This window comes from Pantoea sp. GW821-FHT03E06 (assembly GCF_059420725.1).
Map to the genome: position 1 here is coordinate 2,611,007 of NZ_JBWKUG010000001.1, position 25,002 is coordinate 2,636,008.

The window sequence follows — 25,002 nt, forward strand, 5'->3', positions numbered from 1 at the left end:
AGGTCAAATGCTATATAGGTGTAAAGCGATAAGTGGAGTGTGCACAGATGTGGAAAATGGTGCATTAAGCTTGAAGCAAAGTGTGGAGACGGGTTCCAGAAGAGTCATAAGAAAGAATGGCTGAGAAAACTTCACCCACATCACGTCTGCGGTTATAGTCCTTCAATCATTAACGCTACTCATGGATGGGGAAATGACGACGATCATCGTAAACGGTGAAGACCGTACCGCTCAACTTAAAGACTGGAAGTTGCAATACAATAATAATAAGCAATTGGAACTTAAAGGGATTTTTCACTCCGGTAAATCGTATTCGTGGCCATTCACTGAATGCCAAATTGAGCCAATTTGCCCTATTAGCGGTACGCTATTGCGTAAGAAAGGCACCACTACATTTCAGAAAATTGAAAATGCCGTGATGGTCGGTAATAAATATGTACTTTACACCTACCCCGGTAATAGCTATCGCTACCTCATGATGGCTGATAAGGCGGAAATTTATCACCCTGCGGACTATAAAGATAAAGCGTTATTTTCCTATCTGGTCGAAATGGCACAGGCTCGCGTCAAAAGTGCTTCCACCGATCAAACGGTGATTGCTGAAAACCTGGCCCATCAGCTATCAAAAATAATTCCGATAAATGATACTGCTTTACATGCTTACCTCGCGGGCAATAATGCCAGGCGCAATTTTTCACCTCAGCTAATCTACCCGTTTGGCATGAATCACAGCCAAATACAGGCCGTAGAGCAGGCATTTAGTTCGCAACTTTCCGTCATTGAAGGTCCTCCAGGCACCGGAAAAACCCAAACCATTCTTAATATTATTGCTAATATTCTTATGGAGAATAAAAGCGTTGCCGTTGTGTCCAATAACAATGCTGCTGTAGAGAATGTCTATCAGAAACTCGAAGAGTATGGATTAGGGCATGTGGTGGCGAAACTCGGTAGCAACGATAACAAGGCGAATTTTTTTGCCCAACTCCCTACTTTGCCAAATTGCTGGAAAAATATTGCACCGCGAAAAGAAGAGATCGCTAAAGCGGTTACTGAGATTAAATCCCATCTGCATGCGCAGTGTGATAAAGCACGCTACCTGGCCGAGATTGAGGAATTAAAAATTGAGGAAAAATACCTCTCGCAATGGATGAGCAACCACTCTATTTCCTCAGGATGGCCAGTTGAGAAATATCGCCTGACACCGCAAAAAAGCACGGATTTGATGGCATTATTGCAATCTATGAAGCGTGAGAAAATAGGCTTAGCGCAGCGTTTTACACTGTTCTTCCGCTTCGGCATTATTGATACCCGGCCACTTAAGACACCGGAAAAACGTCTGGCCTGTTTCTATGCTCTACAGCGCCACTACTATCGCCAGCGCCTCACGCTGGCAAAAGAGAAGCTTGCCCATGCTGAAAAGCAATTAGTTCATCGCGATGTTTCGCAGGTGATTAAAGCCATTTCGCAGAATTCGCATGACTGTTTACAGGCTCATCTGAGCCAACATCTCACCCCGGTGGAAGAGATCAACGAAGGCAATTACCGTAGAAACTTCAGCGCGTTTTTACAGCGTTTTCCTGTTATTGGTAGCACAACTTACTCAATTATCAGTTCCGTTGGCTCTGATAACCCGCTGGATTACGTGATTATTGACGAAGCATCGCAGCAGGATATTTTACCCGGCGTCTTTGCATTGGCATGTGCGCATAATGTTGTGATTGTCGGTGACCGCAAGCAACTTCCACACGTACCGGCGAAATTACCGTTTGATATTACAGCGCCCGAGGCAGCTTACGACTGCCAACGTCATAGCCTGCTGGATTCAGTTTTGAGCGTATACGGCAAGAACCTCCCTGTCACGTTATTGAAAGAGCATTACCGATGTCATCCTAAAATCATTCAATTTTGTAATAAACAGTTCTACGATAATCAATTAATTGCCATGACACGCGATCGGGGTGAAAAAGCCTTATCTTTAGTGATTACCGCTAAGGGTAATCATAATCGGGATAATAGTAATCTACGTGAAATCGAGTCAATGAATGCTCTGGACTGGCAGGAACAATCTCAGCGCGGCTTTATTGCCCCTTATAATGCGCAGGTTGATCTCTCTGAAGGCTATTTAGGTCAGGATTTTGTCAGCGCAACCGTGCATAAGTTTCAAGGGCGGGAGTGTGATGAAATAGTATTTTCGACGGTACTCGATAAAAAAGCCAGCTCAAAATCCCTGGCATTCGTTGATGACCCGCAACTGATTAATGTGGCAGTATCGCGCGCTAAACGTCATTTTACTTTGGTGACGGGTGATAATGTGTTTACCCAAAAAAACCAACACATCGCCGCACTGATTCGCTATATGCAATATTATGCAGATAACGATAACGTTTATCAAAGCCCGGTCGTTTCTGCTTTCGACCTTCTTTATGAAGAGTATGACCAGTCTCTTGATACGTTAAAAGCACGACTTAATCCTGAGGATTCAAATTATAAATCTGAGCAGATTGCCGCACGTTTAATTAAAGATGCGCTAAAACTCGCGCAATTTTCTTCGCTCCAGCTGCATAACCAGATTCCACTCAAACAGTTAATTATTGCGCCGAGTAGCCTCTTCACGTCGCGTGAAGAGCAGTTTATGAATCAAGGCGCGAGCTGCGATTTTGTACTTTATTATCGCGTGGGTAAACAGCCGCTTGGCGTTATTGAAGTTGACGGTGGTCAGCACGCCGAAACGCTACAAGCGGAACGTGATCAATTGAAGCAGTCAGTGCTCGATAAATGTGATATCCCGCTTCTCCGTTTGCGCACCATAGATAGCCACATTGAAGAGAAAATTGCGGACTTCCTGAACAAAGCGCTGCACCGGGAACAAACTGGCCTTCTCGTAAGTCCGCAATCGGCTTAATTAATCACAGGTAACGCCGCCAGCTCAAGGCTGCTACGGAAATCACTGCCCACATAATCCGTATCAATCAGCTGGCGGCGGCGCAGTTCCGGCAGCAGGCCGTTGAGCAGCAAATCCTGTTGGTCCGGCTGCCCGAGGCCATGCAGTGAAATCACATCCAGTACGCCAGCCTGGTAACGTTGTTCGATGGCATCCGCCAGCGTTGCTGGCGTGCCGGCGACAAACCAGTGGCCGGTCTCTTCGGCTTTGATGATCAGCTCGCGCAGCGTTAATCCTTCCAGCGCATAGCCACGGAAGATGGCGGCACGGCCCTGACGACGATGCACCTGCGTCACTTCAGGAATCAACGCCGCCGGTAGCGGCTGGTCAAGCGGCACATCGTGCAGATCCACTTCGCCTCCTAACATATCCGCCACGCGTAAACGTCCTTGCTCATAGTTGATGCGTTCATGTTTTTCGCGCAGGCGACGCGCGACATCAGCGTCGCTCTCACCAATGATGGCGTGGAAGGAATTCATGATCAGTGGAGGATTATGTTCACGACCAAAACGTCGTGCGCGTTGCTGCACCTCAGCCACAAACGTCTGCGCGGCCTCAAAGGTCGGCTGCGAGGTGTAAATCACTTCGGCATAGCGCGCGCCCAGCGTCACGCCCGCCTCGGACTGTCCCGCCTGGAATTGTACCGGACGGCGCTGCGGCGGCGGCGGCACGTTAAGCGGTCCGGCAACCTGAAAATAGTCACCGCGGTAGTTGATCGGATGCAGTTTAGTATGATCGAGACGAATGCCGCCGCTGGCGGTGCGCTGCACCGCCGCGCGCTCGTTGGCGTCATACAGCGCGTTCATCACTTCGATAAATTCGGTGGCGCGCGCATAGCGCTCCTGCGGTGGCGGCAGCGGGCTTTCGCCAAAGTTTTCCTCGCCAACGGAGGAGGTCACCGCATTCCAGCCCGCACGCCCGCCGCTAATGTGATCGAGCGTGGCGACCTGACGCGCCAGATTGTACGGATGCAGCCAGCTGGTGCTGACGGTGGCGATCAAACCGATGTGTGACGTCACCTGGCTCAACGCGGCGAGCGCAATCAGCGGATCCTGCGTGCCGGTGGTGCCCGCTAAGCCCGCCGGATCGGCCTGCAGCAAATCAGCGGTGAACAGCCCGGTAATTTTTTCGCGTTCGGCAATCTTCGCCAGTTCGATAGCACGCGCGATCCCCACTCCCGCCTGGCTGTCGTTAGCGGCGGAGATCACGCTGCTGGCACCGACCAGCGTTTTCAATTTTCTGCGATAGGTTTGCGACACAACACTCTCCTTTATGGTTGTCGCGCGAAATCCGCTTTGACATGGTTTAATGCGTCCGCGTCGGTCAGCAGGCGCAATCCGGTGCGCGCTAACACGCGAGCACCTATCAACAGCGCCTGATAACCGCGCGCTGAGTTAGCGGCTTCGCGGAACGGCACGGTGTGGAAAATCAGATCGTCAGGGCCGATTTTCAGCCACGGATGCGCCGTTGGCACCGCATGGCTGATGTCGCCGGCATCGGTAGAGACTTTATTCTGCTGCGGTGACAAATCGACCTGTTCGCCTGCGGCGATGAACTCATCCAGCAGCAGCGCATCGAGTGCCGGATTGAGTTTGAAATCGCGCGGGCCAATTTGATGATCAATTTCAACGCGCGCGCCGGTCGCCAGCGCCACGCCTTCGGCTATGGCGCGCAGACGTGGTTCGAGCGATTCGACCACTTCACGGCTGTCGGCACGGATGTAGTAGTGCGCCGAAGCGTATTCCGGGATAACGTTCGGCGCCTGGCCACCGTTGGTGATGATACCGTGCACGCGCACGCCGTCCGGCAGCTGCTGACGCAGCACGCTGATGCCGTTGTAGAGCAACACCAGCGCATCCAGCGCATTGATACCTTCATGTGGCGCGCTGGCGGCATGTGACGGCTTGCCGTAAAAGTGGAAGTAGAGGTGATTATTCGCCAGTGTCGATTCAGTCAAGCGCGTTTTACCGGCGGGATGCACCATCAGCGCCACATCGACATCTTTCAGTAATCCGGCTTCGACAAAACGTTTCTTCACGTTGCCCTTGGGGCCGCCCGGCCCGGCTAAGCCGCCCTCTTCGGCTGGCGTACCCAGCACCACCACGCGGCCGCCGGTTTCCTCCAGCGCCTGGGAAAGCGTGATGGCCGCAGCCACGCTGGTGGTGCCAATCAGATTGTGGCCGCAAGCGTGTCCGATGCCGATCAGCGCGTCATACTCCGCCAGAAAAGCGATAGTTGGACCGGGTTTGCTGCTGGTCTTTACCGCATAAAAAGCCGTTTCGTGTCCGGCGACGTTACGCGTGACGTCAAAGCCCTGCGCCGTCAGCAGCTGCGTCAGCTGTTCGCTGGCGAAATACTCGTTGTTGCCGGTTTCCGGGTTTTGGAATATCGCCTGCGAGACCTTGAGATAGGCGGCGCTGTGCTGTTCGAGGCTGTTTTCCAGGGTGAGCTGAAGGGCATTCAGCGTCATAGATACTCTCCTTTTGCTATGCGGCGGTCGCCATAAATGGCGCCCCTACAAAAATTTGCACCGGCCTTCGTAGGGTGGCCATTCATGGCCACCGATTAGGCATGACGCTTATCAATACGCTGCACCAATCGGTCACCAACCCACTGAATGCCGCAGACCAGCACAATCAGCACCGCGATCACCGCAATCATCACCGAGGTTTCAAAACGCTGATAACCGTAACGAATAGCCAAATCCCCCAATCCGCCTGCGCCAATCGCACCGGCCATCGCCGAAGCGCCAATCAGTGCTACCAGCGTCACCACAAAACCCGAAAGAATGCCGGGCAGCGCTTCTGGGATCAGCACGTCCCAGACAATGCGCAGCTTGCTGGCGCCCATGGCGCGCACCGCATCGATCAGCCCGCGATCGACATCGCGCAAGGAAACTTCGGCGACGCGCGCGAAGTAAGGTGTCGCGGTAATCGAAAGCGGCACAATCGCCGCCCAGGTGCCGAGCGACGTGCCGACCAGGAAGCGCGTGAAGGGAATCAGTGCCACCAGCAAAATAATGAACGGCAGCGAGCGGAAGCCGTTGATGATGAGCCCCAGCACGCGATTAACGCCGCGATGTTCGGCAATCCCGCCCGGGCTGGTCATCACCAGAATCAAGCCGAGCGGCAAACCCGCCACCAGTGAAAACAGGCCAGAGATCACGGTCATTAATACCGTCTCACCCAGCGCATTCAGCAAAAGATCAATCATAACTGGCGACATAACCCACCAACTCCACGTGTGCCTGCTGCGCATGCAGCCAGCTGAGAATCTGCTGCTCATCGGCCGCGTTTGCCGCCGGGAGCGCAATAAAGAAACGCACTACCGCGTAATGCTGGATGTGATCAACACCGCCCTGCAGCAGGCGGAATTTACCTGGCAGCGCGGCCGCAAAGCGGGTTAACAGATCGCCCTGCGCATCGTCACCGGCAAAATGCACGCTGTAGATGGCGTCGCCCTGCTTCTGATCGCTGATGCGTGCGGCCAGGTTTTCTGGCAGCTGTGGCAGCAATCCCCGCAGCAGCGTGCGGGTCAGATCCGATTGCGGATGGGCAAACACCTGCCACACCGGACCTTGTTCGATGATTTCTCCGGCATTGATGACTGCCACGCGATGCGCCACGGATTTGATCACCTCCATTTCATGGGTGATCAGCAAAATGGTGATGCCGAGTTTTTGATTAAGCGATTTGAGCAGCGCCAGAATCGAGCGCGTGGTTTCCGGATCGAGCGCGGAAGTGGCTTCATCACACAGCAGCAGCGCCGGACTCGCCGCCAGCGCGCGCGCAATGCCGACGCGCTGTTTCTGACCACCGGATAACGCCGCCGGATAGCTTTGCGCTTTGTCCGCTAATCCCACCAGATCCAGCAGTTCCGTCACGCGCTGCTGGCGCTGCGCTTTATCCATGCCGGCGATTTTCAGCGGCAGCGCCACGTTCTGCGCCACGGTTTTGGCCGAAAGCAAATTGAAGTGCTGAAACACCATGCCAACGCGGCTGCGCACCGTTTGCAGCTGCTTTTCTGACAGGCCGGTGATGTTCCGGCCTTCAATTTCAATAACGCCTTCATCAGGTTGTTCCAGCCCGTTAAGACAGCGAATCAGCGTCGATTTACCGGCACCGCTGCGCCCAATCAGGCCAAGAATTTCGCCTTTCTGCACCGTCAGCGAGATAGCGTGCAGCGCCCGGGTTTGCCCGAAGCGACGTGATACTCCCTGCAAGCGCACTACGCTGCCGCTGTCGCGAAACGTTACCTGCGCTTCGTCATGCGCGCTGTCGACCACGCCGCGTTGCAACGTGCTGAAGGGGGTTTCGGCTCCTGAGAATAACGTCATCTTTTTCGTTCCTTACCAGGCCGTTTCGCCCGTGCCCTTGTAGACTTTGTCAAACACGGTCTTCACGGCGTCGTTCTGATAAGAAGCCACCAGCGTTTTCACCCACGGCGCGCTCACGTTCTCTTTCTTCACCGCGATGAAGTTGTTGTACGGGTTATCTTTTACCGGCTCCTGGGCAATACGTTCGGCGGTTGTCAGGCCACTCTTTAACGCCCAATCGGTGTTCACTACCGCAGCGTCGAGGTCAGGAACGGAACGGCCAATGATGCCGGAATCCAGCTCTTTGATTTGCAGATGATGCGGGTTCGCGGTGATATCGGCGGTGGTGGCCGCAATACCCACGCCTGGCTTCAGCTTGATTAGCCCCTGCTGCTCCAGCAGCACCAGACCGCGCGCTTCGTTAGAGGGATCGTTTGGCACGCCAATCACCGCGCCCTCTTTCAACTCTGCCGCCTTTTTTACTTTCTTCGAGTAGAGACCAATCGGCCACACCGCGGTATCACCCACGCGCACAATGTCGTAATGATTCACCTTGATCTGGTTATTGAGGAATGGCTGATGCTGGAAGGCGTTGGCATCCACTTCGCCATTTTGCAGCGCTTCGTTCGGCTGGTTGTAATCGTTGAAAATCACGGTTTTCACCGTCAGACCTTTGGCTGCCGCCTGTTTGATCACTTCGCGCCAAACATCTTCATCTTCGCCGCTGATAATGCCGACTTTAATCGAGGTTTTGTCGGCAGCGTGGGCCAGAGACAATGGCGATAGCGCCGCGCTGGCCAGTAGCAGCGCGCCAGCGGATAACAAGAATTTATTTTTAACGGATGCCAGACGTGTGTGCATAAAATATTTCCCAATCGTTATAATTGCGCGAGTCAAAATAAGCTGTCGTAATGACAGATGACCGCAGTATACGCAGTTGCTTATTCCTGCATTATGATTTATTCGGGAATGCTATTCCTGAAAAGCATAAAGCTGCACGCCGCTCACCTCGTCACAAGCGAGAAAATGGCTGTGTTACCATCCCCCTTTTGAAAAACCTGTTATTGAGCGCTATGTCGGACACTACAACGAAACGGAAAAATGACCCTGAAGGGCTTAAGAAACGCATCCTTGCCGGTGCCCTGAAAATGTTCGCGGAGTTCGGCATGCAGGGCGCGCGTCTGGAGCAGATTGCAGATCATGCGCAAACCACCAAACGCATGGTGGTCTATCACTTCGGCAACAAAGAGCAGCTCTATATTGAAGTACTTGAACAGGTATACCAGGCAATACGTCAGCATGAAACCGGGCTGAATCTTGCCGAAATGGAGCCTGAGCTGGCAATGACCAAACTGGTGGAGGCTAGCTTTGATTATCACGTCTCACATCCTGACTTTATGCGGCTGGTATGTACTGAAAACCTGCTGCGCGGGCGCTACATCATTCAGTCTGAACGCATCAAAGCGTTGAATAAAAGCGCGCTTGATCTGCTTGATGACATCCTGACGCGCGGCCAACAGCAAGGGCTGTTTATCGATCAGCTCGACACCGTTGATGTGCATCGTCTGCTGAGCAGTATTTGTGTGCACCACGTCTCCAATCGCTACACCTTTCATACGCTGTTCACCCCGAACGATAGTGAGGAGGACAGCATCCGCCGTAATCGGCAGTTAGCGGTCACCGCCACGCTACGATATGTGCGCAAAGCCCCGTAGTCTGCGGCTTCGCTGTGATGGTCTACGCTTAAACTCTTGGGACCGTCACAGACCTCAGACTAAGGAACGCCGTAGTGAACAAAGACCCCCACCTTTATCCCTTACGCCATACGCACAATACCGACCAGGACAGCGCACTGTGGAACTGGGCGCAGAACACGGTGGTTGGTCAGCGCAATCAGTTACAGCAGCCGCAAAATGAGGCGGAGCTCCAACAGCTGCTGCGCGCCGCCAACGGCAAAGTACGCGTGCTCGGCAGCCGCCTGTCACCGGGCCGCATGCTGGGGGTGCATGAGCAGGATCTGCTACTGGATCTCAGCGCCTTTAACGGCGTAATTGCGCATGACGCTGATAGCGTGACCTTTGCCGCCGGCACGCCGCTGGAGCAGGTTTACAGCCAGCTTACCGAGATGGATCGCATGCTGGCTTCCTCGCCGGGCGTGATTGCGGTTCAAACGCTGGCCGGGGCTATGGCAACCGGCACGCACGGCCAGGGCCTGGCACAAAGCTCGCTGGCCGATGAAGCGTTGCGCATTCGCATGGTGCTGGCCGACGGCAGCGTGCGTGAATTGGTACGCGGCGAGCCCGATTTCGCTGCGGCGCAGGTGTCGCTCGGCACGCTGGGTATTGTGACCGCGGTGACGCTGCGCACGCGTCCTTTCCGCCTGTTTACCTGCCACAAGTTTGCCGTCTCCGCCGATACGCTGGAGCAGGATTTGGTGGCGTGGAATCAGCAGTATGAGATGAGCAAAGCCTGGTGGTTTGTCGATGACAACCTGATGCACGTGTGGAACGCGCATGAAGCCAATGAAGCGGAGTCACAAGCCTGGTACGCCAATCAGCGTGAAGTGATTGAGCACGGCGATGATACCGACAGCAGCCTGAATGAGACCATCGATCAGACGCTGGCACAGATGCATCGCGATACGCAGATTCACGGCAAAGGCGGCAAGCAGTTCCGCACCGTGACGCGCTTCCGCGATTTCACCGACATCAGCGGCGATATCTATCAGCTATTTTGCCGCGGCATTGCGGTGCCGCAAATCAACGTTGAGATCGGCGTGCCGCTGGAGAAAACGCCGCAGATTATCAGCAAGATCAAAGCGTGGTATGCCGAGAACCATCCGCATATGCACTATCCAATTATCCTGCGTTGTACGGGCGCGTCTGAAGCCTGGCTCAGCCCGGCGTATCAGCACGCGACCTGCTTCTTCGGCTTTGTGGTGTATTACGCCGACGATGGCTCACTGTCGGAAGATGGCCTGCACTTTCTTACTGAAGTGGAGAAGCTGCTGGCGGCCGAAGGTGGACGTCCGCACTGGGGCAAATATTACGATCCGCAGCGCTACCAGTGGCGCGATATCTATCCGCAATGGGACGCCTTCCGCGAAGTGCGTAACCAGCTCGATCCGCAACGCCGTTTTAGCAATGACTATGTCACTGCTTTGTTTGATTAAGTTTGAAGGGGAGAAGCCATGTTTGCATGGGTAACGCTGTTAACGCAGCCTGACTATTTTATTGGTGTGAAAGCGCTACACCGTTCGCTGAAACGCAGCGAAACGCGCTGGCCGCTGATTGTGATGGTGACAGACGCTATCGATCTGGAAACGCGAGAAGCGTTGCAGGCGCTGGGCTGCGTGATCCATCCGGTGGAGCCGCTGATGCCGAATGCCGAGCTAGAGCAGCATTACGCTTCCGCGCAGTTTGGTGAAGTATGGAGCAAGCTGCGCGCGTGGGAGCTGGTCGACTGCGAACGCGTGGTGTTTCTGGATGCCGATATGCTGGTGCTGCGCAATATGGACGAGCTGTTTACGCTCGATCTCGGCAAACATGCGTTGGCGGCATGTCACGCCTGTCGCTGCAATCCAAATAACATCGCCAGCTATCCGGCCAGCTGGCAGCCGGAGAATTGTCATTACACCTGGCAGGATCGCGGCGAGGCGGCTCCCGCCACGTTGGATCGCTATTTGAACGGCGGTTTCCTGGTGCTAAAACCTGATTTGTCGGTGTTTAAGTGGTTACAAGAGAAAGTGGCGGCGATTAGCGATCTGCGCCGTTATCCGTTCTCCGAGCAGGATTTACTCAATGAAGTGTTCGAGAATCGCTGGCTGCCGCTGCCGTATATTTACAACGCGCTGAAAACCCTGCCGTTCCAGCACAGTGCGATGTGGCGCGAAGAGGATGTGAAGAACCTGCATTTCATTCTGGCCAAACCGTGGAAGCGCGATTTGAACCAGCCCGCAGCTGAGCGCGACCGTTATTACGCGCTGGATAAGCTGTGGTGGGAGCTGAGTGCGGATTGACAAATAAGGTGCGCATTACTGCGCACCGGTTAATCAGCGGGTTTTCGCAATACGTTCCAGCGCCACCTGCGCCAGAAAACCTGAACGGGTTTTGAATTCGGGGTGTGTCGCTACGCAACGGTCAATACGATCAATCAGCAACTTCGGTAAGGTAACGTTGATTTTCTCAGACCCACCAAGAATCCGCGTGACATCCACATCAATTAGCACCCAAACATAACCGGCATATTCCGCATCTTTCATCAGCGTTTTAAGATCGGAAACCGCCGGAATATCCTGCTCGAGTTCTACCATCAACTCTAAATGACCGATAATCGCCTCTTTGGCGTTTTTCACTGCTTCTTCTAAGGTATCACCTGCCGAGAAACAGCCCGGCAAATCCGGTACGGTAACGCCAAATGCTGTCGATTGATCGCCAACTTCAATCGCAATGGGATAAAACATATTTACCTCTTTCAATTTAATGGACAATCAGTCCGGCTTGTTTCCTGATACTTTTCACCGTTTTTATCGGCAAATCCTTTTTTGGGTGCGGTATCGTCACCAATCCTTTTTTTACGGGATGGACGAAATGGTGATGGCTACCGTTAATGCGTATCAGTTCCCAACCATCGGCCTTAATCTCAGCCATCAATGATCTGCTATCCATGCACTTGCCTTACTGCATCCTGAAAACATAAAAATAACCCCAATAACTCCGCATTGCAAGGTTTGGAGTTATTGGGGTTATTTTATGGATCGCTATGAATGGCGTAATGCTCGTCAGTGAAGCGTGAATCGGTCGCCATGAATGGCGGCCCTACAAAAGACCGCGCAGTTTCAGGTCAGGTGCGCACTGCTGCGCACCTGGAGACTTAACGCCAGCCCAACTCGGGTGCGACGTGGGTGAGGATGCTTTCAATCACGTGCGCACAGTAATCCACGCCCAGCTGGTTCGGGATGGTGAGCAGCAGCGTATCGGCTTCGGCAATCCCTTCATCTTGCGCCAGCTGTTGGATCAGCTTATCCGGCTCGGCGGCGTAGCTGCGCCCGAAGATCGCACGGGTTTTCTCATCGAGGAAACCAACCGAATCCTGATCCTGTCCGCTGCGGCCAAAGTAGGCGCGGTCGGTGTCGTTGGTCAGTGCGAAAATACTGCGGCTTACCGAAACGCGCGGCGTGCGTTGATGTCCGGCGGCTTCCCAGGCTGCGCGATAGGCACGAATCTGTTTCGCCTGCTGCACGTGGAACGGTTCGCCGGTTTCATCATCTTTTAGGGTGGAGCTTTGCAGGTTCATGCCCTGCTGTGCCGCCCAAATCGACGTGGCATTGGACCCGGATCCCCACCAGATGCGCTCACGTAAACCGGCTGAGAAGGGCTCAAGACGCAGCAGGCCCGGCGGGTTCGGGAACATCGGCTGTGGATTGGGCTTGGCAAAACCTTCACCGCGCAGCACTTCCAGCAGCGCTTCAGTGTGACGACGCCCCATATCAGCATCGCTCTCACCGTTCTGCGGATTAAATCCAAAGTAGCGATACCCTTCAATCACCTGCTCCGGTGAACCACGGCTCAGCCCCAGCTGCAGACGACCGTTGGAGATCAGATCCGCCGCACCGGCATCTTCCGCCATATAGAGCGGATTTTCGTAGCGCATATCGATCACGCCGGTACCAATCTCGATTTTTTTAGTCCGCGCCCCCACCGCCGCCAGCAGCGGAAACGGTGAGCTAAGCTGACGCGCAAAATGATGCACGCGGAAATAAGCGCCATCCGCGCCTAACTCTTCAGCAGCAACTGCGAGATCAATCGATTGCAGCAGCACATCCTGCGCGGAGCGGGTGGCCGATTGTGGTGATGGGGTCCAGTGACCGAAAGATAAAAAGCCAATTTTTTTCATGTTGAAATTCTCCCCGTGGGCCGCATTGGCCCGAGCGTTTTCGATACAGCAAGGTTACGCCACAGACGAGGTGACTGATAGCCAATAGATTTCGCGCGCATCATCAACTTTTTTGCATAACTAAGAAAAAGAGATTCTTTGTGATCGTCACGCAGATCAATCATCTTCGCTGTCATATTCCCGTTTGGCAGGTGCAATTTCTTCATGAGTAAAGGGACAGCGGCTTATCTCAATGCGCAACAGCGCGAGGTGGTACATCAACTGGCGCGCAGCTGGCTGTGGCGCAGCGAGCTGCCGACGTGGCTATTAATGGTGGTCGTTTATGGCGGCTGGTTTGCCTGCGTCATCTACTGGCAAACGCTGGGGTTAGCCCTCAGCACGCTGCTGCTGATCCTCTTTACCACCTGGTATCTTTCGCTGCAGCACGAGCTGATTCACGGTCATCCGACGCGTTTGCCGCGCCTCAACCAGCTCTTCGGTACGCTGCCGCTGGCGGTGTGGTATCCCTATGGTTTGTATCGTGATTCGCATTTGGCGCATCACCGCAATCACACGCTGACCGATCCCGACGAAGATCCTGAAACCTATTATCTTTCACCGCAACGCTGGGCACAGCTCAAGCCGTGGCAGCAGCAGATCGTTCATCTGCGCAACACCTTTCCGGGACGCTTACTGCTGGGTCCGCTGTTTGATATGGCGACGACCATCAACACCCTCATTACGTCTTTTATCCAGCGCGATAAACCGGCCATGGCGATGTGGATCAGCCATCTCACGCTGCTGAGCGGACTGTTTTACTGGATGACGCAGCAAGGCTTTTCGCCGCTGTGGTTCGTGCTGGCGGTAAGCTACCCGGCGCTGATGCTAACGAAGGTGCGCTCTTTCTACGAGCATCGTGCTGAAGAAGAGCCGCTGGCGCGCTCGGTAAATAATGAAGCTGCCCTGCCCTGGCGTCTGTTGTTCCTCAATCTCAACTATCATTCTGTACATCACGATCTGCCCGGTTTGCCGTGGTATGGCCTGCGCAAAGTCTATTTGCTGTATCGCGATGGCTACCACCAGCGTAATCACGGTTTTCGCGTCGCCGGTTATGGCGAATGGTTAGCGCGCTTCTGGCGCAAATCAGTTGATGTTACTGCCCATCCGGGCACGCATAAGGATGCACAGAATGCCCATCATTTCGTTACCGATGTACCACATCAATCATCAGGCGACGATCGGCCTGACCTCAGCGCTAACGACGCTGCTGCTGCAACGCGGCGTGCAGGCTGAGGTTACGTGGCCGCAGAATTTACTGCCGCACTGGCGCGATGACGCACTGCTGCTGAGCCAAACCTGCGGCTATCCGCTGGTAGAACTGCTGCCGGATGTGCAGCTGGTTGGCACCTTTCAGTCAAGTGCACAGGGCTGCGACGGCCCGCGCTATCGCAGTTGGCTGGTGGCGCGCAGCGAAGATGAGCACCTGACACTCAGCGATTTTCGTGGTCGACGTGCAGTGTGCAACAGCAACGATTCGCACTCCGGCTTTAACGCGCTGCGCTACGTGATTGCGCCGCTGGCGCAGGATGGAAAATTCTTTAGCGAGACGCATTTTAGCGGCAGTCATCGCCAATCGCTGGCGGCGCTGCGTGCCGGCCACGCGGATATCGCGGCGATCGACTGCATCACCTGGGCGCTGCTGCGCCGCAACTTCCCTGAGGAGCTGGCGGGGCTGGAGATCATCGGCGAAACGCCGCTGTGTGCCGCACTGCCGCTGATCACCTCAGCCAAAACCGATGCGGCAACGCTGGTGAAACTGCGCAGTGCGCTGCAAGAACTGACCAGCGATCCGCGTTATCAGGATCTGCTGCATGAGAATTTGATTGGCGGCTTCAGCGTCACCGAAAGGGCGTTTTATGACGAAGTTAAAGCGTGGAAGGATTACGCCGAGGTGCACGGCGTAACGACGTTGTAATGTCCAGGTGCGCATGAATGCGCACCCTACAGTAGGGTCGCCATTTATGGCGACCTGGCGAACATCACGCCACCTGCTGACTCTGGCGCTGTGCAACGAACTGGTTCTCTGGCTCGGCCAGCCCGAGATTTTCCCGCAGCGTCTCGCCTTCGTACTCATGGCGATAGATACCGCGCGCCTGCAACAGCGGAATCACCTGCGCCACAAAATCATCAAACGCCGTTGGCGTGCCGCCGCGCACGATAAAGCCGTCGGTGGCGCCGGCCAGGAACCAGTTTGCCAGCCCGTCCGCCACCTGCTGTGCCGTGCCAAGGAAACTCGGGCGCGGCGTAGCCTCCTCCAGCGCGGCCTGACGCAGCGTCAAACCGCGTTCACGCGCGTTCTGTTTAATCTTATCGGTGGTGCTGCGGAAGCTGTTGCTGCCCAGCTCGCCAATCTCCGGAAAGGGTTCATCCAGCGCATAGTGGCTGAAATCGTGATGTTCAAAGTAGCGGCCAAGGTAGTCGAGCGCTTTATCGATGGTCACCAGTTCGGCGGTTTGCTGATAGCGCCGTTCGGCGTCCTGTTCCGTTTCCCCGATAATTACGCTGATGCCCTGAAACACGCGAATCTCGTCGGCATCACGGCCGCGCGCCACTAGCCGACGTCGCACGTCTTCGCGGAACTCGCGCGCCTGCTCCAGCGTCTCCTGTCGCGTGTAGATGGCATCGGCAGCTTCTGCAGCAAAGGCTTTCCCCGCTTCGGAGGCGCCCGCCTGGAACACAATCGGCCGTCCCTGCGGTGAGCGCCCCACGTTTAGCGGCCCCTGTACCGAGAAGTATTGGCCTTTATGATTCAGCGTGTGCAGCTTGTCGGCAGCAAAAAATTCTCCGCTCTGCTTGTCACGCACAAAGGCATCGCCTTCCCACGAATCCCACAGTCCTTTCACCACCTGCAGATATTCGCTGGCCACGCGATAGCGCTCATCGTGTTCCGGATGGCTGCTGCGTGAGAAGTTTTTCGCCGAACCTTCCAGCGGCGAGGTCACCACGTTCCAGCCGACGCGGCCGCTGCTAAGATGATCGAGGCTGGCGAACTGGCGCGCCACGGTAAAGGGTTCGCTGTAGGACGTTGAGAGCGTGGCGACCAGGCCGATGTGTTTCGTCACCAGCGACAGCGCCGACAGCAAGGTAATGGGTTCGAAGCGATTGAGGAAGTGCGGAATCGACTGCGGCGTAATGTACAAGCCGTCGGCCACGAACAAGAAATCGATCTTCGCCTGCTCCGCTTTGCGCGCCAGATCCAGCACGTAATCCACATTAATACTGGCATCCGCGACCGCATCGGGATGGCGCCAGGCCGACATGTTGCCGGATACGCCCTGAATAATCGCGCCCAGCCGCAGCTGGCGTTGTGTCTGACTCATTCTGCTCTCCTTAGTATGCATTTGCCGGCTGCCAGTCGGGGATCGCCGGCAGCGCCTGTAACAGTTTTTGCGTCCACGGATGCTGCGGTGCGGCGAACACCTGCTGCAGCGCCCCGCTCTCCACCACTTGTCCGTTCTGCATCACCAGCACGCGATCCGCCAGATGCTGGATCACGCCGAGATCGTGCGAAATAAACAGCAGCGCGGTGCCGTGCTCGGCCTGCATATCGGCCAGCAGATCCAGCACCTGCGCCTGCACGGATACATCCAGCGCGCTCACCGGCTCATCGGCCACCAGCAGCGCTGGATTGGGGGCAAAGGCGCGCGCAATCGCCACGCGCTGACGCTGGCCGCCGGACAGCTGCTGTGGATAGCGCTGCAGAAAGCGAACGCCGAGCTGCACTTCGTCCAGCAGCTGGCGCACGCGCTGACGGCGCGCGTCGCCGTAAATACCGGCGCTGTCGAGGCTTTCGCCGATGATTTTTTCCACCGTGTAACGCGGATCGAAGGAGCTGAACGGGTCTTGCGCGATCAGCTGTAGGCGCGCACGCCGGGCGCGGCGCGCTTTCTCCGGCAGACGATCCCAGCGCTCACCTTCCAGCAGCAGCGTGCCGCTGTCCGGCTCGGTTAAACCCATCACCACTTTCACCAGCGAGGTTTTTCCCGAGCCGGATTCACCGACCACGCCAAGCGTTTCACCCGCGTGCAGCGTGAAGTTGATGTCATTCAGCACCAGACGATCGCCGTAGGCTTTGTGCAGACCGATGCCTTCCAGCAGCGGCGCGTGGCTACGCTGTGGGCGCGGCGGCAGCGGCGTTGGCTCGGCGGCGCTGAGCCGCAAACCGCGCGTGGCGGGCGTCGGCACCGCGCGCAGCAGGCGCTGCGTCCAGGCGTGTTGTGGACGTTGCAGCAGCGGGCCGCTGTGGCCCTGCTCCACCACTTCGCCATCGCGCATCACCAGCACGCGATCGGCCAGCTCCGCCACCACCGCCAAATCGTGGCTGATCAGCAGCAGGCCGTGGCCGTCGCGCCGCCGCTGCGCCAACAGCTGCAGAATCTGGCGCTGCACCGTCATGTCCAGCGCGGTGGTCGGTTCATCGGCAATTAATAACGTCGGCGACCCCGCCAGCGCGGTGGCAATCAGCGCACGCTGACGCTGGCCGCCCGAAAGCTGATGCGGATAACGTTCCAGTCGGCTTTCCGCATCGTGAATGCCCGCGGCTTGTAACAACTCGATGCTTTTATCGTGCAAATTGCCGCGATGGCCGGCGGCGCTTAACGCATCGCCCAACTGCTGACCAATGCGGCGCAGCGGATCGAGCGACACCAGCGCGTCTTGCAATACGTAGCCAATGCGGCGACCGCGCAGTGCACGCCAGTCGCTGCGGCTGGCATGGCGCATATCGCGTCCGTCGATGGTAAAACGATCGGCAGTGACGATGGCCCCTTCCGGCAGCAGGCCGAGCAGGCTGCGCGCGGTGAGGGTTTTGCCGGAACCAGATTCCCCGACCAGCGCCACTGATTCTCCCGCCGCCACCTGCAGGCTGAGATTCTTCACGACCTGCTGTGGACCGAAGCGAATCGAGAGATTATGGATATCAATAAATGGCTGACTCATGCTGAGCGTCCTTCAAAACGTGCCTGCCAGTAACGTCCCAGCGTGTTAACCGCAATCACCGTCAGCGTGATAAACACGCCCGGCCACACCGCAATCCACCAGGCATTACGCAGATAGTTGCGCCCTTCCGCCAGCATCAGGCCCCATTCCGCGGTTGGCGGCTGCGGCCCCATGCCGAGGAAACTTAATCCGGCGGTGCCGATAATCGCGGTGCCAAGTCCGAGCGTGGCCAGTGCCGGGACCTGCGCAATGGCGTGCGGCAGAATGTGGCGCGTAATCAGCGTGAAGCGCGACAGGCCAAAAGTGCGCGCCTGCTCAACGTAGCCAGAGGTCATCACGCTGTAGGTTTGTGCGCGCACCACGCGGGCAAAACGTGGCACCGAAGCCACACCGAGCGCGATAATCAGGTTATTGGTGCCGGGCCCGGTGAAGGCGATGAGCATCAGCGCCAGCAGCAGATCGGGAAAGGCGGAAATCACATCCACCGCACGGCTGAGCAGCTCATCTACCACGCCACGCGCCAGCGCAGCCACCAGCCCAAGCAAGGTGCCAAACACCACCGCCAGCGCCATCGCCGCCACGCTAATCAGCAGCGAATAGCGGCTGCCGTAAATCACCCGCGTTAACAGATCGCGTCCCAGCTGATCGGTGCCGAGCCAGTGCTGCGCCGAAGGCGGCAATTGAGCATTGAGCGGATCGGCCAGCAGCGGATCGCTGTGCGCCAGCCACTGCGGCGCAATCACCGCGATAGCTAAGACAATAAGAAACAGAATGGCAGCCCACACGGCGGCGGGCAGTGAAACAGGGTGACGTTGCAGCGCGGCAATCATGATTTCGTTTCCCCACGCAGGCGCGGATCGATCCACAGCGACAGGATGTCGACTACGGTGCTCATCACCACGTAAATCAGCGCCGACAGAATCGCCACCGCCAACACCACCGGCAGATCCTGCGCCAGCACCGCATCCACCGTTAATTTACCGAGGCCGGGACGGCCAAACACCTGCTCGGTGATCACCGCGCCGCTGAGCAAGCCGCCCACCAGCCAGCCGGTTAAGGTCACCGCTGGCAGCGCCGCATGCCGCAGCGCGTGGCGCAGCCGAATGGTGGTTTCACCCACGCCCCACGCACGCAGCGTCAGGGTGAACGGCGCATCCAGCGCGCGCTCCAGTTCGCGGCGCAGCAACTGGGCAATCACGGCGCCCTGCGCCAGGCCTAGCGCCAGCGCCGGCAGCACCAGAGACGACAGCGAGCGATCGCCCGCCACCGGGAACCAGCGCAGCGTAAAGCTGAAAATAAACAGCAGCACAATGCCCATCCAGAACGATGGCGTGGAGGCCAACAGCAGTTCAAAACCGTTGGCGATGCGGCGTCCGATGCGGCGATGTGCGGTGCCGACAGCAATCGCCACCGCAAACAGGATGCTGACCAGCAGCGCTGCCAGCGTCAGTTTGATGGTGGGCCACAGCTGCGTCGCCAGCAGATGGCTGACTTCAGTATTGAGCATGTAGGAGCGGCCAAAATCGCCGTGCAGCACGCGCCACATATAGTGCAGATATTGCCACCACAGCGGCTCGTTCAAGCCCCATTCAGCGCGGATCGCTGCTTCAATCGCCGGCGTGCGCAGCTGTTCGCCAATCAGTAGGCTAACGATATCACCTGGTGCCAGATGCACGCCGAGAAACGCCAGCGAAACCGCTGCCCACAGCACCAGTACGCCGCCCAGCAGACGGCTGACGATACGGCGCGTTAGGTCGCTGCGCCACATCGATGGCCGAGGTGCGCGTGGCGTGCGCGTGACAATGCTTTCCAGACTCATCTTCGCCTCCTGATGAGTGAGGAATAACGACGCGCTTCCGGCAGGCAGGCCACACCCAGCGCGAGAGTGAATGAATTCGCTTGCATAAGATCCCTAAACGTTGCAGGTGCTTCTTCGGTTATTCAGGCGATTTTGGCGACGGGTTGCTCAACTGGCGGGATAAATTCCTTTTTCAGAAACACCAGCGCCTCGCCTAAAGGATTAATGCGGTGATGGAAAGGTTGATAGCCACGACGCAGATAGAGCTCGCTCAGCCACGGATGTTTGGTGGCAGTGGCCAGATAGACGCCCGGTGCTTTTAGCGTCTGCTTCAGCAGTGTCTCTTCGGCATAGGTGATGATGTCGCGGCCGTAACCCTGCCCTTTGTAATCGGGATCGACGGCGAACCAGTGGATGAACGGCCACGATGAGGGCGCATGTTCATCCTGCTGCCACGGAAAACGCACCGTGACGGTGGCGACCGCGCGTTTCCACTTGCGCAGCACCAGCACGGTTTCCTGTTCGATAACGCGGCGAACCTGCTCGACTTTGCCCTGCGATATGGTGAAATGCACATCCAGCGCCACCAGCGCCGCATAGGCGCGCTGCAGCAGAGCAAAAATTTCTTCGGCATCGTCGGCGGTAGCGACTTCAATCAGCTGGCTCATAGTGACCCTTTCCTTAATCATGGTTGAGGAAAGTATTAAAATCCGACGGATTAAAGTAAAACGAGAATAGTGGCAATCGATGTGTAGAATATGGGAATAATAAATCCGTTCATCCTTACTACGCAGATGGCTACCGGTCAGGCTTCACACCGCGCCTCAGCATAAAATAATATCCATTTATTTTTAAAATAAATTTAATTATTCATCATATTGTGTCGCCTTGCCGGACAAATATTGATTAAAGTCATTATTTAACGGGATCGGAATTTTCCTACAAACCACTAAGAATTCACTCCATTGCCGCCCTCTTATAAATAAATTTTAATGGGACCACATCATTTACGGAACAATTTCTACGCTCTGCAAATGATGTACTTACATTAAAAAAATTATTAACTAATTGCTCAGATGATTAAATGGTTGAGCATGGAGAGCAACACCATGATGAAAAAAAGTCTTATTTTAGCGGTTCTGGCGGGATCCGCCCTGGTCTCTACGGCGCATGCAGCCAGTGGCACCCTTAATTTTACCGGTACTGTCTCGGCGGATGCCTGCACCGTGAGTCCGACAACAAAATCTCAGAATATTGACCTCGGACGAGTCGCAACCAGCGATTTCAGCGCAATCGGCGCCACCAGCGGTAGTCGCCAAATTTCAATCGATCTGACCGCCTGCCCGGCCGCAATCACTGCGGCTGCCGTTAACTTCACCGGTCCGACTCACGCAGATAACCGTAAACTGCTGGCGTTAAGCGGAGCGAGCACGGCGAAAAACCTCGGTATTGCCCTGTTTGAAGATGATGGCGTAACGTTAATCCCAATTGGGAGCACATCAAAATCCCAAAATCTTACCACCACCGCTACCCTGACTTACTTTGCAAAATATCAGTCCACCGCGGCAACCGTGACTGACGGGACAGCAGAAGCCGCAGCCGACTTCACCATTGTTTATAACTAACCTTCTCTCTTCAATTTAAATAATCCGCCTGGTCGGCGGGTTATTTTTAATGAGGAGATATTTAAAAATCACAAGCAGAGGAAATAAAATGACTCGTTTATTAGCTGCATTTTGTTGTGTCACGCTTTCAGGGGTAATTTCACTGCATTCAGCGCAAGCCAGCGTTGTGGTTGGCGGTACGCGTATTATTTACGATGCCGGGAAGCAAGAAACCTCAATTCCGGTTAAGAACACCGATAAAAAAGCCCCATTCCTTGTTCAGTCGTGGGTTGAATCTTATCCGCAGACTAATGAAGAGAAACCGCCTTTTATTATTACACCACCGCTTTTCCGCCTGGATGGAGGTAAAGAAAACATTCTGCGTATCGTTCGCACCGGCGGCAATCTCCCCGACGATCGTGAATCGGTATTTTGGGCCAACATCAAAGCGATACCGGGTTCGGAAAGTACAGACACTAACCGCCTGCTCATCTCAGTCAAAACCAAGATCAAGTTATTTTACCGCCCAGCCGCCTTAAAAGAGGGTGCCGCGCTGGCGTATAAACAGCTGACCTTTAGCAAGCAGGGCGACCATCTTGCCATCAACAACCCAACGCCCTATTTCCTCTCTTTTAACAGCCTCACGGTGGGGGGTTTTGCCCTCAAAGATCCTGGCATGATTGCCCCGAAATCGTCCATGACGCTGCCGCTGGATAACCCTAAGAGCAGCTCAGTCACCTGGCAAATGATCAATGATTTTGGCGGGATTACCGCCGCAGAAACCCGTTCATTCTAACCCTTTGCAGCAATTTTAATGTCTCCTGCTGGTGACGAAGAGGAGGCGTTGTTGAGCACCCTTTTCGGTGCATGTCATCTTCACACGCGGAACTATGAGTCATGAAGTCTACAATCACCCTAAAACAGCCTCGACATGCACTCATTCGACGCGCCGGCGCGCCACGTAATATTCATGATTTTACTTATTCCAAAGCGGCTTATTGCGTTGCTCTGACCCTTGCAGTCGGTGTGTCTCTGCCGTGTCGCGAAGCCGCAGCGGAAGTCTATTTTAATCCTGCAGCCCTTGAAATTTCAGACAGCGGCCAGGCTGCCAGTGATCTTTCACAGTTTTTGTCTGGTGACAATCAGCTACCCGGCAAGTACCGGGTAGATATCTCTGTGAATGGTCAACATTTAGCAACCCGGGATGTCAATTTCATCACCAGTAAAGATCAACTGTTACCGGAATTTACGCCGGCTCAGCTCAGCGCGATGGGTGTGAAGACAGAGGCCTTTCCCGGTCTTGCCTCTCTTCCTCAGGATCAACCCGTCAGTGATTTGGCCAGCGTGATTCCAGATGCCGCGAGCCACTTCGATTTTAACCAGCAGCGCCTTGATGTCAGTATCCCGCAGGCCGCGTTAAACGTTGCTGCCCGCAGTACAACCGATTCGGCACTTTGGGATCAGGGAATGACATCGGCACAGTTGAACTACCGCTACAGCGGTGCAAAGACCCAATACGGTAACGCCCGTCTCAACAGCAATTTCCTCAATCTGCGCGGTGGCCTAAACCTTGGTGCCTGGCGGCTGCGTAATTACTCAACGTTCTCAAGCAGCACGCAGCAGCCAGCCAGCTGGCAGAGCATTAGCACCTATCTCCAGCGCGATATCCAGTTTCTCAAAGGCCAACTCACCCTGGGAGACAGCGCCACGCCAGGCGATGTGTTCGAGAGCGTGCAATTTCGTGGTGCGCAAATCACCTCAGATGAAAATATGCTGCCTGATAGCCTGCGCGGTTTTGCCCCGGTGATCCGCGGTATTGCCCAGTCGAATGCGCAGGTTACGGTGCGTCAAAATGGCTACGTTATTTACCAAACCTATGTTGCGCCAGGCGCCTTTGTTATCCGGGATTTATACCCTACCGCTTCCAGCGGTGATTTGGAGGTCGTCGTGCGCGAGGCAGATGGCTCAGAGCGGGTCTCCGTTCAGCCTTTCTCTGCTGTTCCCATCATGCAGCGCGAAGGCCAGTTGAAATACTCAGCCACGACAGGCCGTTATCGTTCCACTTACGCAAGCGGCAGTCCCCCGGGTTTTGCTCAGGCAACGGCACTTTATGGCCTGCCGGGATCTAATACGCTGTACGGTGGTGTACAAGGTGCCAACCACTATCACTCGGCAGCGTTGGGGGTAGGCCATAGTTTTGGTGATTGGGGATCGGTTTCGGTGGATGTCACCCAGGCCCAAACCCAGCTGCGTGATGGATCGGCGCACCGTGGTCAGTCTTATCGTTTTCAGTATGCCAAAGAGATTGCGGCAACCGGCACCAGCTTCACGCTGGCAGGCTACCGTTATTCCACGTCGGGTTTCTATAGTTTGCAGGAAGCCAATGAGGTGAATGCCAGCCAGAATGATGTCTGGCGTTTACGCTACAACAAACGCAGCCAGGCAATGCTGAACATTAACCAATCCTTTTTTGGCATCGGCAGTTTCTATGTTGCGGCTTCCCAGCAGGATTACTGGCAGCAAAGTGGTAAAGAGCGCAATATTTCAGTGGGTTATAGCGCAACCCATCGAGGGATCAACTACGGTTTAAACTACACCCATAGCCAGACGCCGGGAGTAGCGAAAGACGATCGCCAAATCGCTTTTAATTTGCAGATCCCGCTGGATAAACTCCTTTCCGGCAGCTGGGCACGTTATGGCATGAGCCACAGCCAAAATAGCGGCACCTCCCACAGCGTGGGCCTGGCCGGGACGACGTTGCAAGATAACAACCTGAATTATCTGGTACAGCAGAATTACGATCGTCGCGGCCAGGGATATGGCGGTGATGTAAATGCGACTTACAAAGCGAGCGTTGGCGAAATAGATGCAGGCTACAACTACAGCCGTAACTCACGTCAGGTGAACTACGGTGCGCAGGGCTCAATCGTCGCGCATCCATACGGAGTAACGTTAGGGCAAGCCATTGGCGACAGCGCTATCGTGGTACGCGCACCGGGAGCCAGTGGCGTGAGTGTACAAAACAATACCGGCGTAAAAACGGACTGGCGCGGCTACGCCGTTATCCCCTACGCCACTCCGTATCGCTATAACCGCGTAGCGCTTGATACCAATACCTATGGCGAAGAACTCGATATTGATAGCGCCACGGCAACCGTGGTTCCGACGAAAGGCGCGCTGGTATTGGCAGAGTTTAAAACCCGCGTCGGCAGCCGAGCGTTAATCACTCTGACACGCCATGACGGCCTGGTGCCATTTGGTGCCTCGGCGCATATTCTTGGTGACAACGACAACAGCAGTATTGTTGGCGAGGGTGGTCAGGTGTATCTGAGCGGCGTAGCACAACGTGGCGTGCTGGAGGTGAAATGGGGGAATGGAGCCACGCAACAATGCCAGGCAGATTTTACTTTGCCCTTAGATAAACAGCAAAACAGCGCAATTAAGCATGCTGTTGCGCGCTGTAAATAAGGAA

Annotated in this window: 22 protein-coding genes; 9 read left to right on the forward strand and 13 right to left on the reverse strand. The window is 55.4% G+C overall.

Annotated elements, in window-relative coordinates; all coding sequences use genetic code 11:
• Positions 1–193 precede the first annotated feature (193 nt).
• Positions 194–2,902 (forward strand): AAA domain-containing protein, encoded by a 2,709-nt coding sequence (locus AC07WB_RS12285; protein ID WP_494940579.1) that lies wholly within the window; start codon positions 194–196, stop codon positions 2,900–2,902.
• Here the strand turns inward: AC07WB_RS12285 and AC07WB_RS12290 are convergent.
• The 5 genes from AC07WB_RS12290 to AC07WB_RS12310 form a co-directional block, all read right to left on the reverse strand.
• Entirely contained in the window at positions 2,899–4,200 is a 1,302-nt protein-coding gene (locus AC07WB_RS12290; RefSeq protein WP_494940580.1) for an NtaA/DmoA family FMN-dependent monooxygenase, read from the reverse strand. The genes AC07WB_RS12285 and AC07WB_RS12290 overlap by 4 nt on opposite strands.
• 11 nt (positions 4,201–4,211) lie before the next feature.
• Positions 4,212–5,411 (reverse strand): M20 family metallopeptidase, encoded by a 1,200-nt coding sequence (locus AC07WB_RS12295; RefSeq protein WP_494940581.1) that lies wholly within the window; start codon positions 5,409–5,411, stop codon positions 4,212–4,214.
• Between the two features lie 95 nt (positions 5,412–5,506).
• Positions 5,507–6,166 carry a methionine ABC transporter permease gene (locus AC07WB_RS12300; RefSeq protein WP_345829127.1) on the reverse strand — a complete coding sequence of 220 codons (660 nt, stop codon included), beginning with the start codon at positions 6,164–6,166 and terminating at the stop codon, positions 5,507–5,509.
• Positions 6,147–7,277: a methionine ABC transporter ATP-binding protein gene (locus AC07WB_RS12305; RefSeq protein WP_345829125.1), complete on the reverse strand. Its 1,131-nt coding sequence runs from the start codon at positions 7,275–7,277 to the stop codon at positions 6,147–6,149. The genes AC07WB_RS12300 and AC07WB_RS12305 overlap by 20 nt, the downstream gene beginning before the upstream one ends.
• 12 nt (positions 7,278–7,289) lie before the next feature.
• Positions 7,290–8,117: a MetQ/NlpA family ABC transporter substrate-binding protein gene (locus AC07WB_RS12310; protein WP_494940582.1), complete on the reverse strand. Its 828-nt coding sequence runs from the start codon at positions 8,115–8,117 to the stop codon at positions 7,290–7,292.
• A gap of 212 nt (positions 8,118–8,329) precedes the next feature.
• Between AC07WB_RS12310 and AC07WB_RS12315 the strand changes: the two genes are divergently transcribed.
• The 3 genes from AC07WB_RS12315 (at position 8,330) to AC07WB_RS12325 (ending at position 11,274) form a co-directional block, all read left to right on the forward strand.
• Positions 8,330–8,971 carry a TetR/AcrR family transcriptional regulator gene (locus tag AC07WB_RS12315; RefSeq protein ID WP_345829123.1) on the forward strand — a complete coding sequence of 214 codons (642 nt, stop codon included), beginning with the start codon at positions 8,330–8,332 and terminating at the stop codon, positions 8,969–8,971.
• Between the two features lie 74 nt (positions 8,972–9,045).
• Positions 9,046–10,428 carry a D-arabinono-1,4-lactone oxidase gene (locus AC07WB_RS12320; RefSeq protein WP_494940583.1) on the forward strand — a complete coding sequence of 461 codons (1,383 nt, stop codon included), beginning with the start codon at positions 9,046–9,048 and terminating at the stop codon, positions 10,426–10,428.
• A gap of 18 nt (positions 10,429–10,446) precedes the next feature.
• Positions 10,447–11,274 (forward strand): glycosyltransferase family 8 protein, encoded by an 828-nt coding sequence (locus AC07WB_RS12325; protein WP_345829119.1) that lies wholly within the window; start codon positions 10,447–10,449, stop codon positions 11,272–11,274.
• A gap of 33 nt (positions 11,275–11,307) precedes the next feature.
• Here AC07WB_RS12325 and AC07WB_RS12330 read toward each other — a convergent pair whose 3' ends face one another.
• The 3 genes from AC07WB_RS12330 to AC07WB_RS12340 all read right to left on the reverse strand — a co-directional run bounded on the left by AC07WB_RS12330 (position 11,308) and on the right by AC07WB_RS12340 (position 13,151).
• Positions 11,308–11,718 carry a type II toxin-antitoxin system HicB family antitoxin gene (locus tag AC07WB_RS12330; RefSeq protein ID WP_494940584.1) on the reverse strand — a complete coding sequence of 137 codons (411 nt, stop codon included), beginning with the start codon at positions 11,716–11,718 and terminating at the stop codon, positions 11,308–11,310.
• A 16-nt stretch (positions 11,719–11,734) separates the two neighbouring features.
• Positions 11,735–11,923 carry a type II toxin-antitoxin system HicA family toxin gene (locus AC07WB_RS12335; RefSeq protein ID WP_097096781.1) on the reverse strand — a complete coding sequence of 63 codons (189 nt, stop codon included), beginning with the start codon at positions 11,921–11,923 and terminating at the stop codon, positions 11,735–11,737.
• Between the two features lie 205 nt (positions 11,924–12,128).
• Positions 12,129–13,151 (reverse strand): LLM class flavin-dependent oxidoreductase, encoded by a 1,023-nt coding sequence (locus tag AC07WB_RS12340; RefSeq protein WP_097096780.1) that lies wholly within the window; start codon positions 13,149–13,151, stop codon positions 12,129–12,131.
• Between the two features lie 204 nt (positions 13,152–13,355).
• Here AC07WB_RS12340 and AC07WB_RS12345 point away from each other — a divergent pair, with 204 nt between their 5' ends.
• Together AC07WB_RS12345 and AC07WB_RS12350 are read left to right on the forward strand one after the other, a co-directional pair.
• A complete protein-coding gene (locus AC07WB_RS12345) occupies positions 13,356–14,423 on the forward strand; it encodes a fatty acid desaturase (RefSeq protein WP_097096778.1) in 1,068 nt (355 codons plus the stop codon).
• On the forward strand, positions 14,320–15,105 hold the full coding sequence (locus tag AC07WB_RS12350; protein ID WP_494940585.1) for a phosphate/phosphite/phosphonate ABC transporter substrate-binding protein: 786 nt from the start codon (positions 14,320–14,322) through the stop codon (positions 15,103–15,105). Before AC07WB_RS12345 ends, AC07WB_RS12350 begins: the two co-directional genes overlap by 104 nt.
• Positions 15,106–15,169: 64 nt before the next feature.
• Here AC07WB_RS12350 and AC07WB_RS12355 read toward each other — a convergent pair whose 3' ends face one another.
• From AC07WB_RS12355 to AC07WB_RS12375, 5 genes are all read right to left on the reverse strand, one after another.
• On the reverse strand, positions 15,170–16,510 hold the full coding sequence (locus AC07WB_RS12355; RefSeq protein WP_494940586.1) for an LLM class flavin-dependent oxidoreductase: 1,341 nt from the start codon (positions 16,508–16,510) through the stop codon (positions 15,170–15,172).
• 10 nt (positions 16,511–16,520) lie between these two features.
• Positions 16,521–18,128, reverse strand: a complete 1,608-nt coding sequence (locus AC07WB_RS12360; RefSeq protein WP_494940587.1) for a dipeptide ABC transporter ATP-binding protein — start codon at positions 18,126–18,128, stop codon at positions 16,521–16,523.
• Positions 18,125–18,958: an ABC transporter permease gene (locus tag AC07WB_RS12365; protein WP_494940588.1), complete on the reverse strand. Its 834-nt coding sequence runs from the start codon at positions 18,956–18,958 to the stop codon at positions 18,125–18,127. Before AC07WB_RS12365 ends, AC07WB_RS12360 begins: the two co-directional genes overlap by 4 nt.
• Complete coding sequence (locus AC07WB_RS12370) at positions 18,955–19,947, reverse strand: ABC transporter permease (RefSeq protein WP_400456365.1); 993 nt, start codon at positions 19,945–19,947, stop codon at positions 18,955–18,957. Before AC07WB_RS12370 ends, AC07WB_RS12365 begins: the two co-directional genes overlap by 4 nt.
• A 122-nt stretch (positions 19,948–20,069) precedes the next feature.
• Positions 20,070–20,594: a GNAT family N-acetyltransferase gene (locus tag AC07WB_RS12375; protein ID WP_494940589.1), complete on the reverse strand. Its 525-nt coding sequence runs from the start codon at positions 20,592–20,594 to the stop codon at positions 20,070–20,072.
• Between the two features lie 441 nt (positions 20,595–21,035).
• Here AC07WB_RS12375 and AC07WB_RS12380 point away from each other — a divergent pair, with 441 nt between their 5' ends.
• The 3 genes from AC07WB_RS12380 (at position 21,036) to AC07WB_RS12390 (ending at position 24,998) form a co-directional block, all read left to right on the forward strand.
• A complete protein-coding gene (locus AC07WB_RS12380) occupies positions 21,036–21,551 on the forward strand; it encodes a fimbrial protein (protein WP_176519163.1) in 516 nt (171 codons plus the stop codon).
• Between the two features lie 88 nt (positions 21,552–21,639).
• Entirely contained in the window at positions 21,640–22,326 is a 687-nt protein-coding gene (locus tag AC07WB_RS12385) for a fimbrial biogenesis chaperone (protein WP_494940590.1), read from the forward strand.
• A 230-nt stretch (positions 22,327–22,556) separates the two neighbouring features.
• On the forward strand, positions 22,557–24,998 hold the full coding sequence (locus AC07WB_RS12390) for a fimbria/pilus outer membrane usher protein (RefSeq protein ID WP_494940591.1): 2,442 nt from the start codon (positions 22,557–22,559) through the stop codon (positions 24,996–24,998).
• The last annotated feature ends 4 nt before the right edge of the window (positions 24,999–25,002 follow it).

Excerpts from the sequence above, each read along its gene's own strand:
- AC07WB_RS12285 (WP_494940579.1), top strand. The coding sequence starts at position 194 with ATGACGACGATCATCGTAAACGGTGAAGACCGTACCGCTCAACTTAAA.
- AC07WB_RS12295 (WP_494940581.1), bottom strand. The coding sequence starts at position 5,411 with ATGACGCTGAATGCCCTTCAGCTCACCCTGGAAAACAGCCTCGAACAG.
- AC07WB_RS12300 (WP_345829127.1), bottom strand. The coding sequence starts at position 6,166 with ATGTCGCCAGTTATGATTGATCTTTTGCTGAATGCGCTGGGTGAGACG.
- AC07WB_RS12305 (WP_345829125.1), bottom strand. The coding sequence starts at position 7,277 with ATGACGTTATTCTCAGGAGCCGAAACCCCCTTCAGCACGTTGCAACGC.
- AC07WB_RS12310 (WP_494940582.1), bottom strand. The coding sequence starts at position 8,117 with ATGCACACACGTCTGGCATCCGTTAAAAATAAATTCTTGTTATCCGCT.
- AC07WB_RS12315 (WP_345829123.1), top strand. The coding sequence starts at position 8,330 with ATGTCGGACACTACAACGAAACGGAAAAATGACCCTGAAGGGCTTAAG.
- AC07WB_RS12325 (WP_345829119.1), top strand. The coding sequence starts at position 10,447 with ATGTTTGCATGGGTAACGCTGTTAACGCAGCCTGACTATTTTATTGGT.
- AC07WB_RS12330 (WP_494940584.1), bottom strand. The coding sequence starts at position 11,718 with ATGTTTTATCCCATTGCGATTGAAGTTGGCGATCAATCGACAGCATTT.
- AC07WB_RS12335 (WP_097096781.1), bottom strand. The coding sequence starts at position 11,923 with ATGGATAGCAGATCATTGATGGCTGAGATTAAGGCCGATGGTTGGGAA.
- AC07WB_RS12340 (WP_097096780.1), bottom strand. The coding sequence starts at position 13,151 with ATGAAAAAAATTGGCTTTTTATCTTTCGGTCACTGGACCCCATCACCA.
- AC07WB_RS12345 (WP_097096778.1), top strand. The coding sequence starts at position 13,356 with ATGAGTAAAGGGACAGCGGCTTATCTCAATGCGCAACAGCGCGAGGTG.
- AC07WB_RS12350 (WP_494940585.1), top strand. The coding sequence starts at position 14,320 with ATGCCCATCATTTCGTTACCGATGTACCACATCAATCATCAGGCGACG.
- AC07WB_RS12355 (WP_494940586.1), bottom strand. The coding sequence starts at position 16,510 with ATGAGTCAGACACAACGCCAGCTGCGGCTGGGCGCGATTATTCAGGGC.
- AC07WB_RS12360 (WP_494940587.1), bottom strand. The coding sequence starts at position 18,128 with ATGAGTCAGCCATTTATTGATATCCATAATCTCTCGATTCGCTTCGGT.
- AC07WB_RS12365 (WP_494940588.1), bottom strand. The coding sequence starts at position 18,958 with ATGATTGCCGCGCTGCAACGTCACCCTGTTTCACTGCCCGCCGCCGTG.
- AC07WB_RS12370 (WP_400456365.1), bottom strand. The coding sequence starts at position 19,947 with ATGAGTCTGGAAAGCATTGTCACGCGCACGCCACGCGCACCTCGGCCA.
- AC07WB_RS12375 (WP_494940589.1), bottom strand. The coding sequence starts at position 20,594 with ATGAGCCAGCTGATTGAAGTCGCTACCGCCGACGATGCCGAAGAAATT.
- AC07WB_RS12380 (WP_176519163.1), top strand. The coding sequence starts at position 21,036 with ATGATGAAAAAAAGTCTTATTTTAGCGGTTCTGGCGGGATCCGCCCTG.
- AC07WB_RS12385 (WP_494940590.1), top strand. The coding sequence starts at position 21,640 with ATGACTCGTTTATTAGCTGCATTTTGTTGTGTCACGCTTTCAGGGGTA.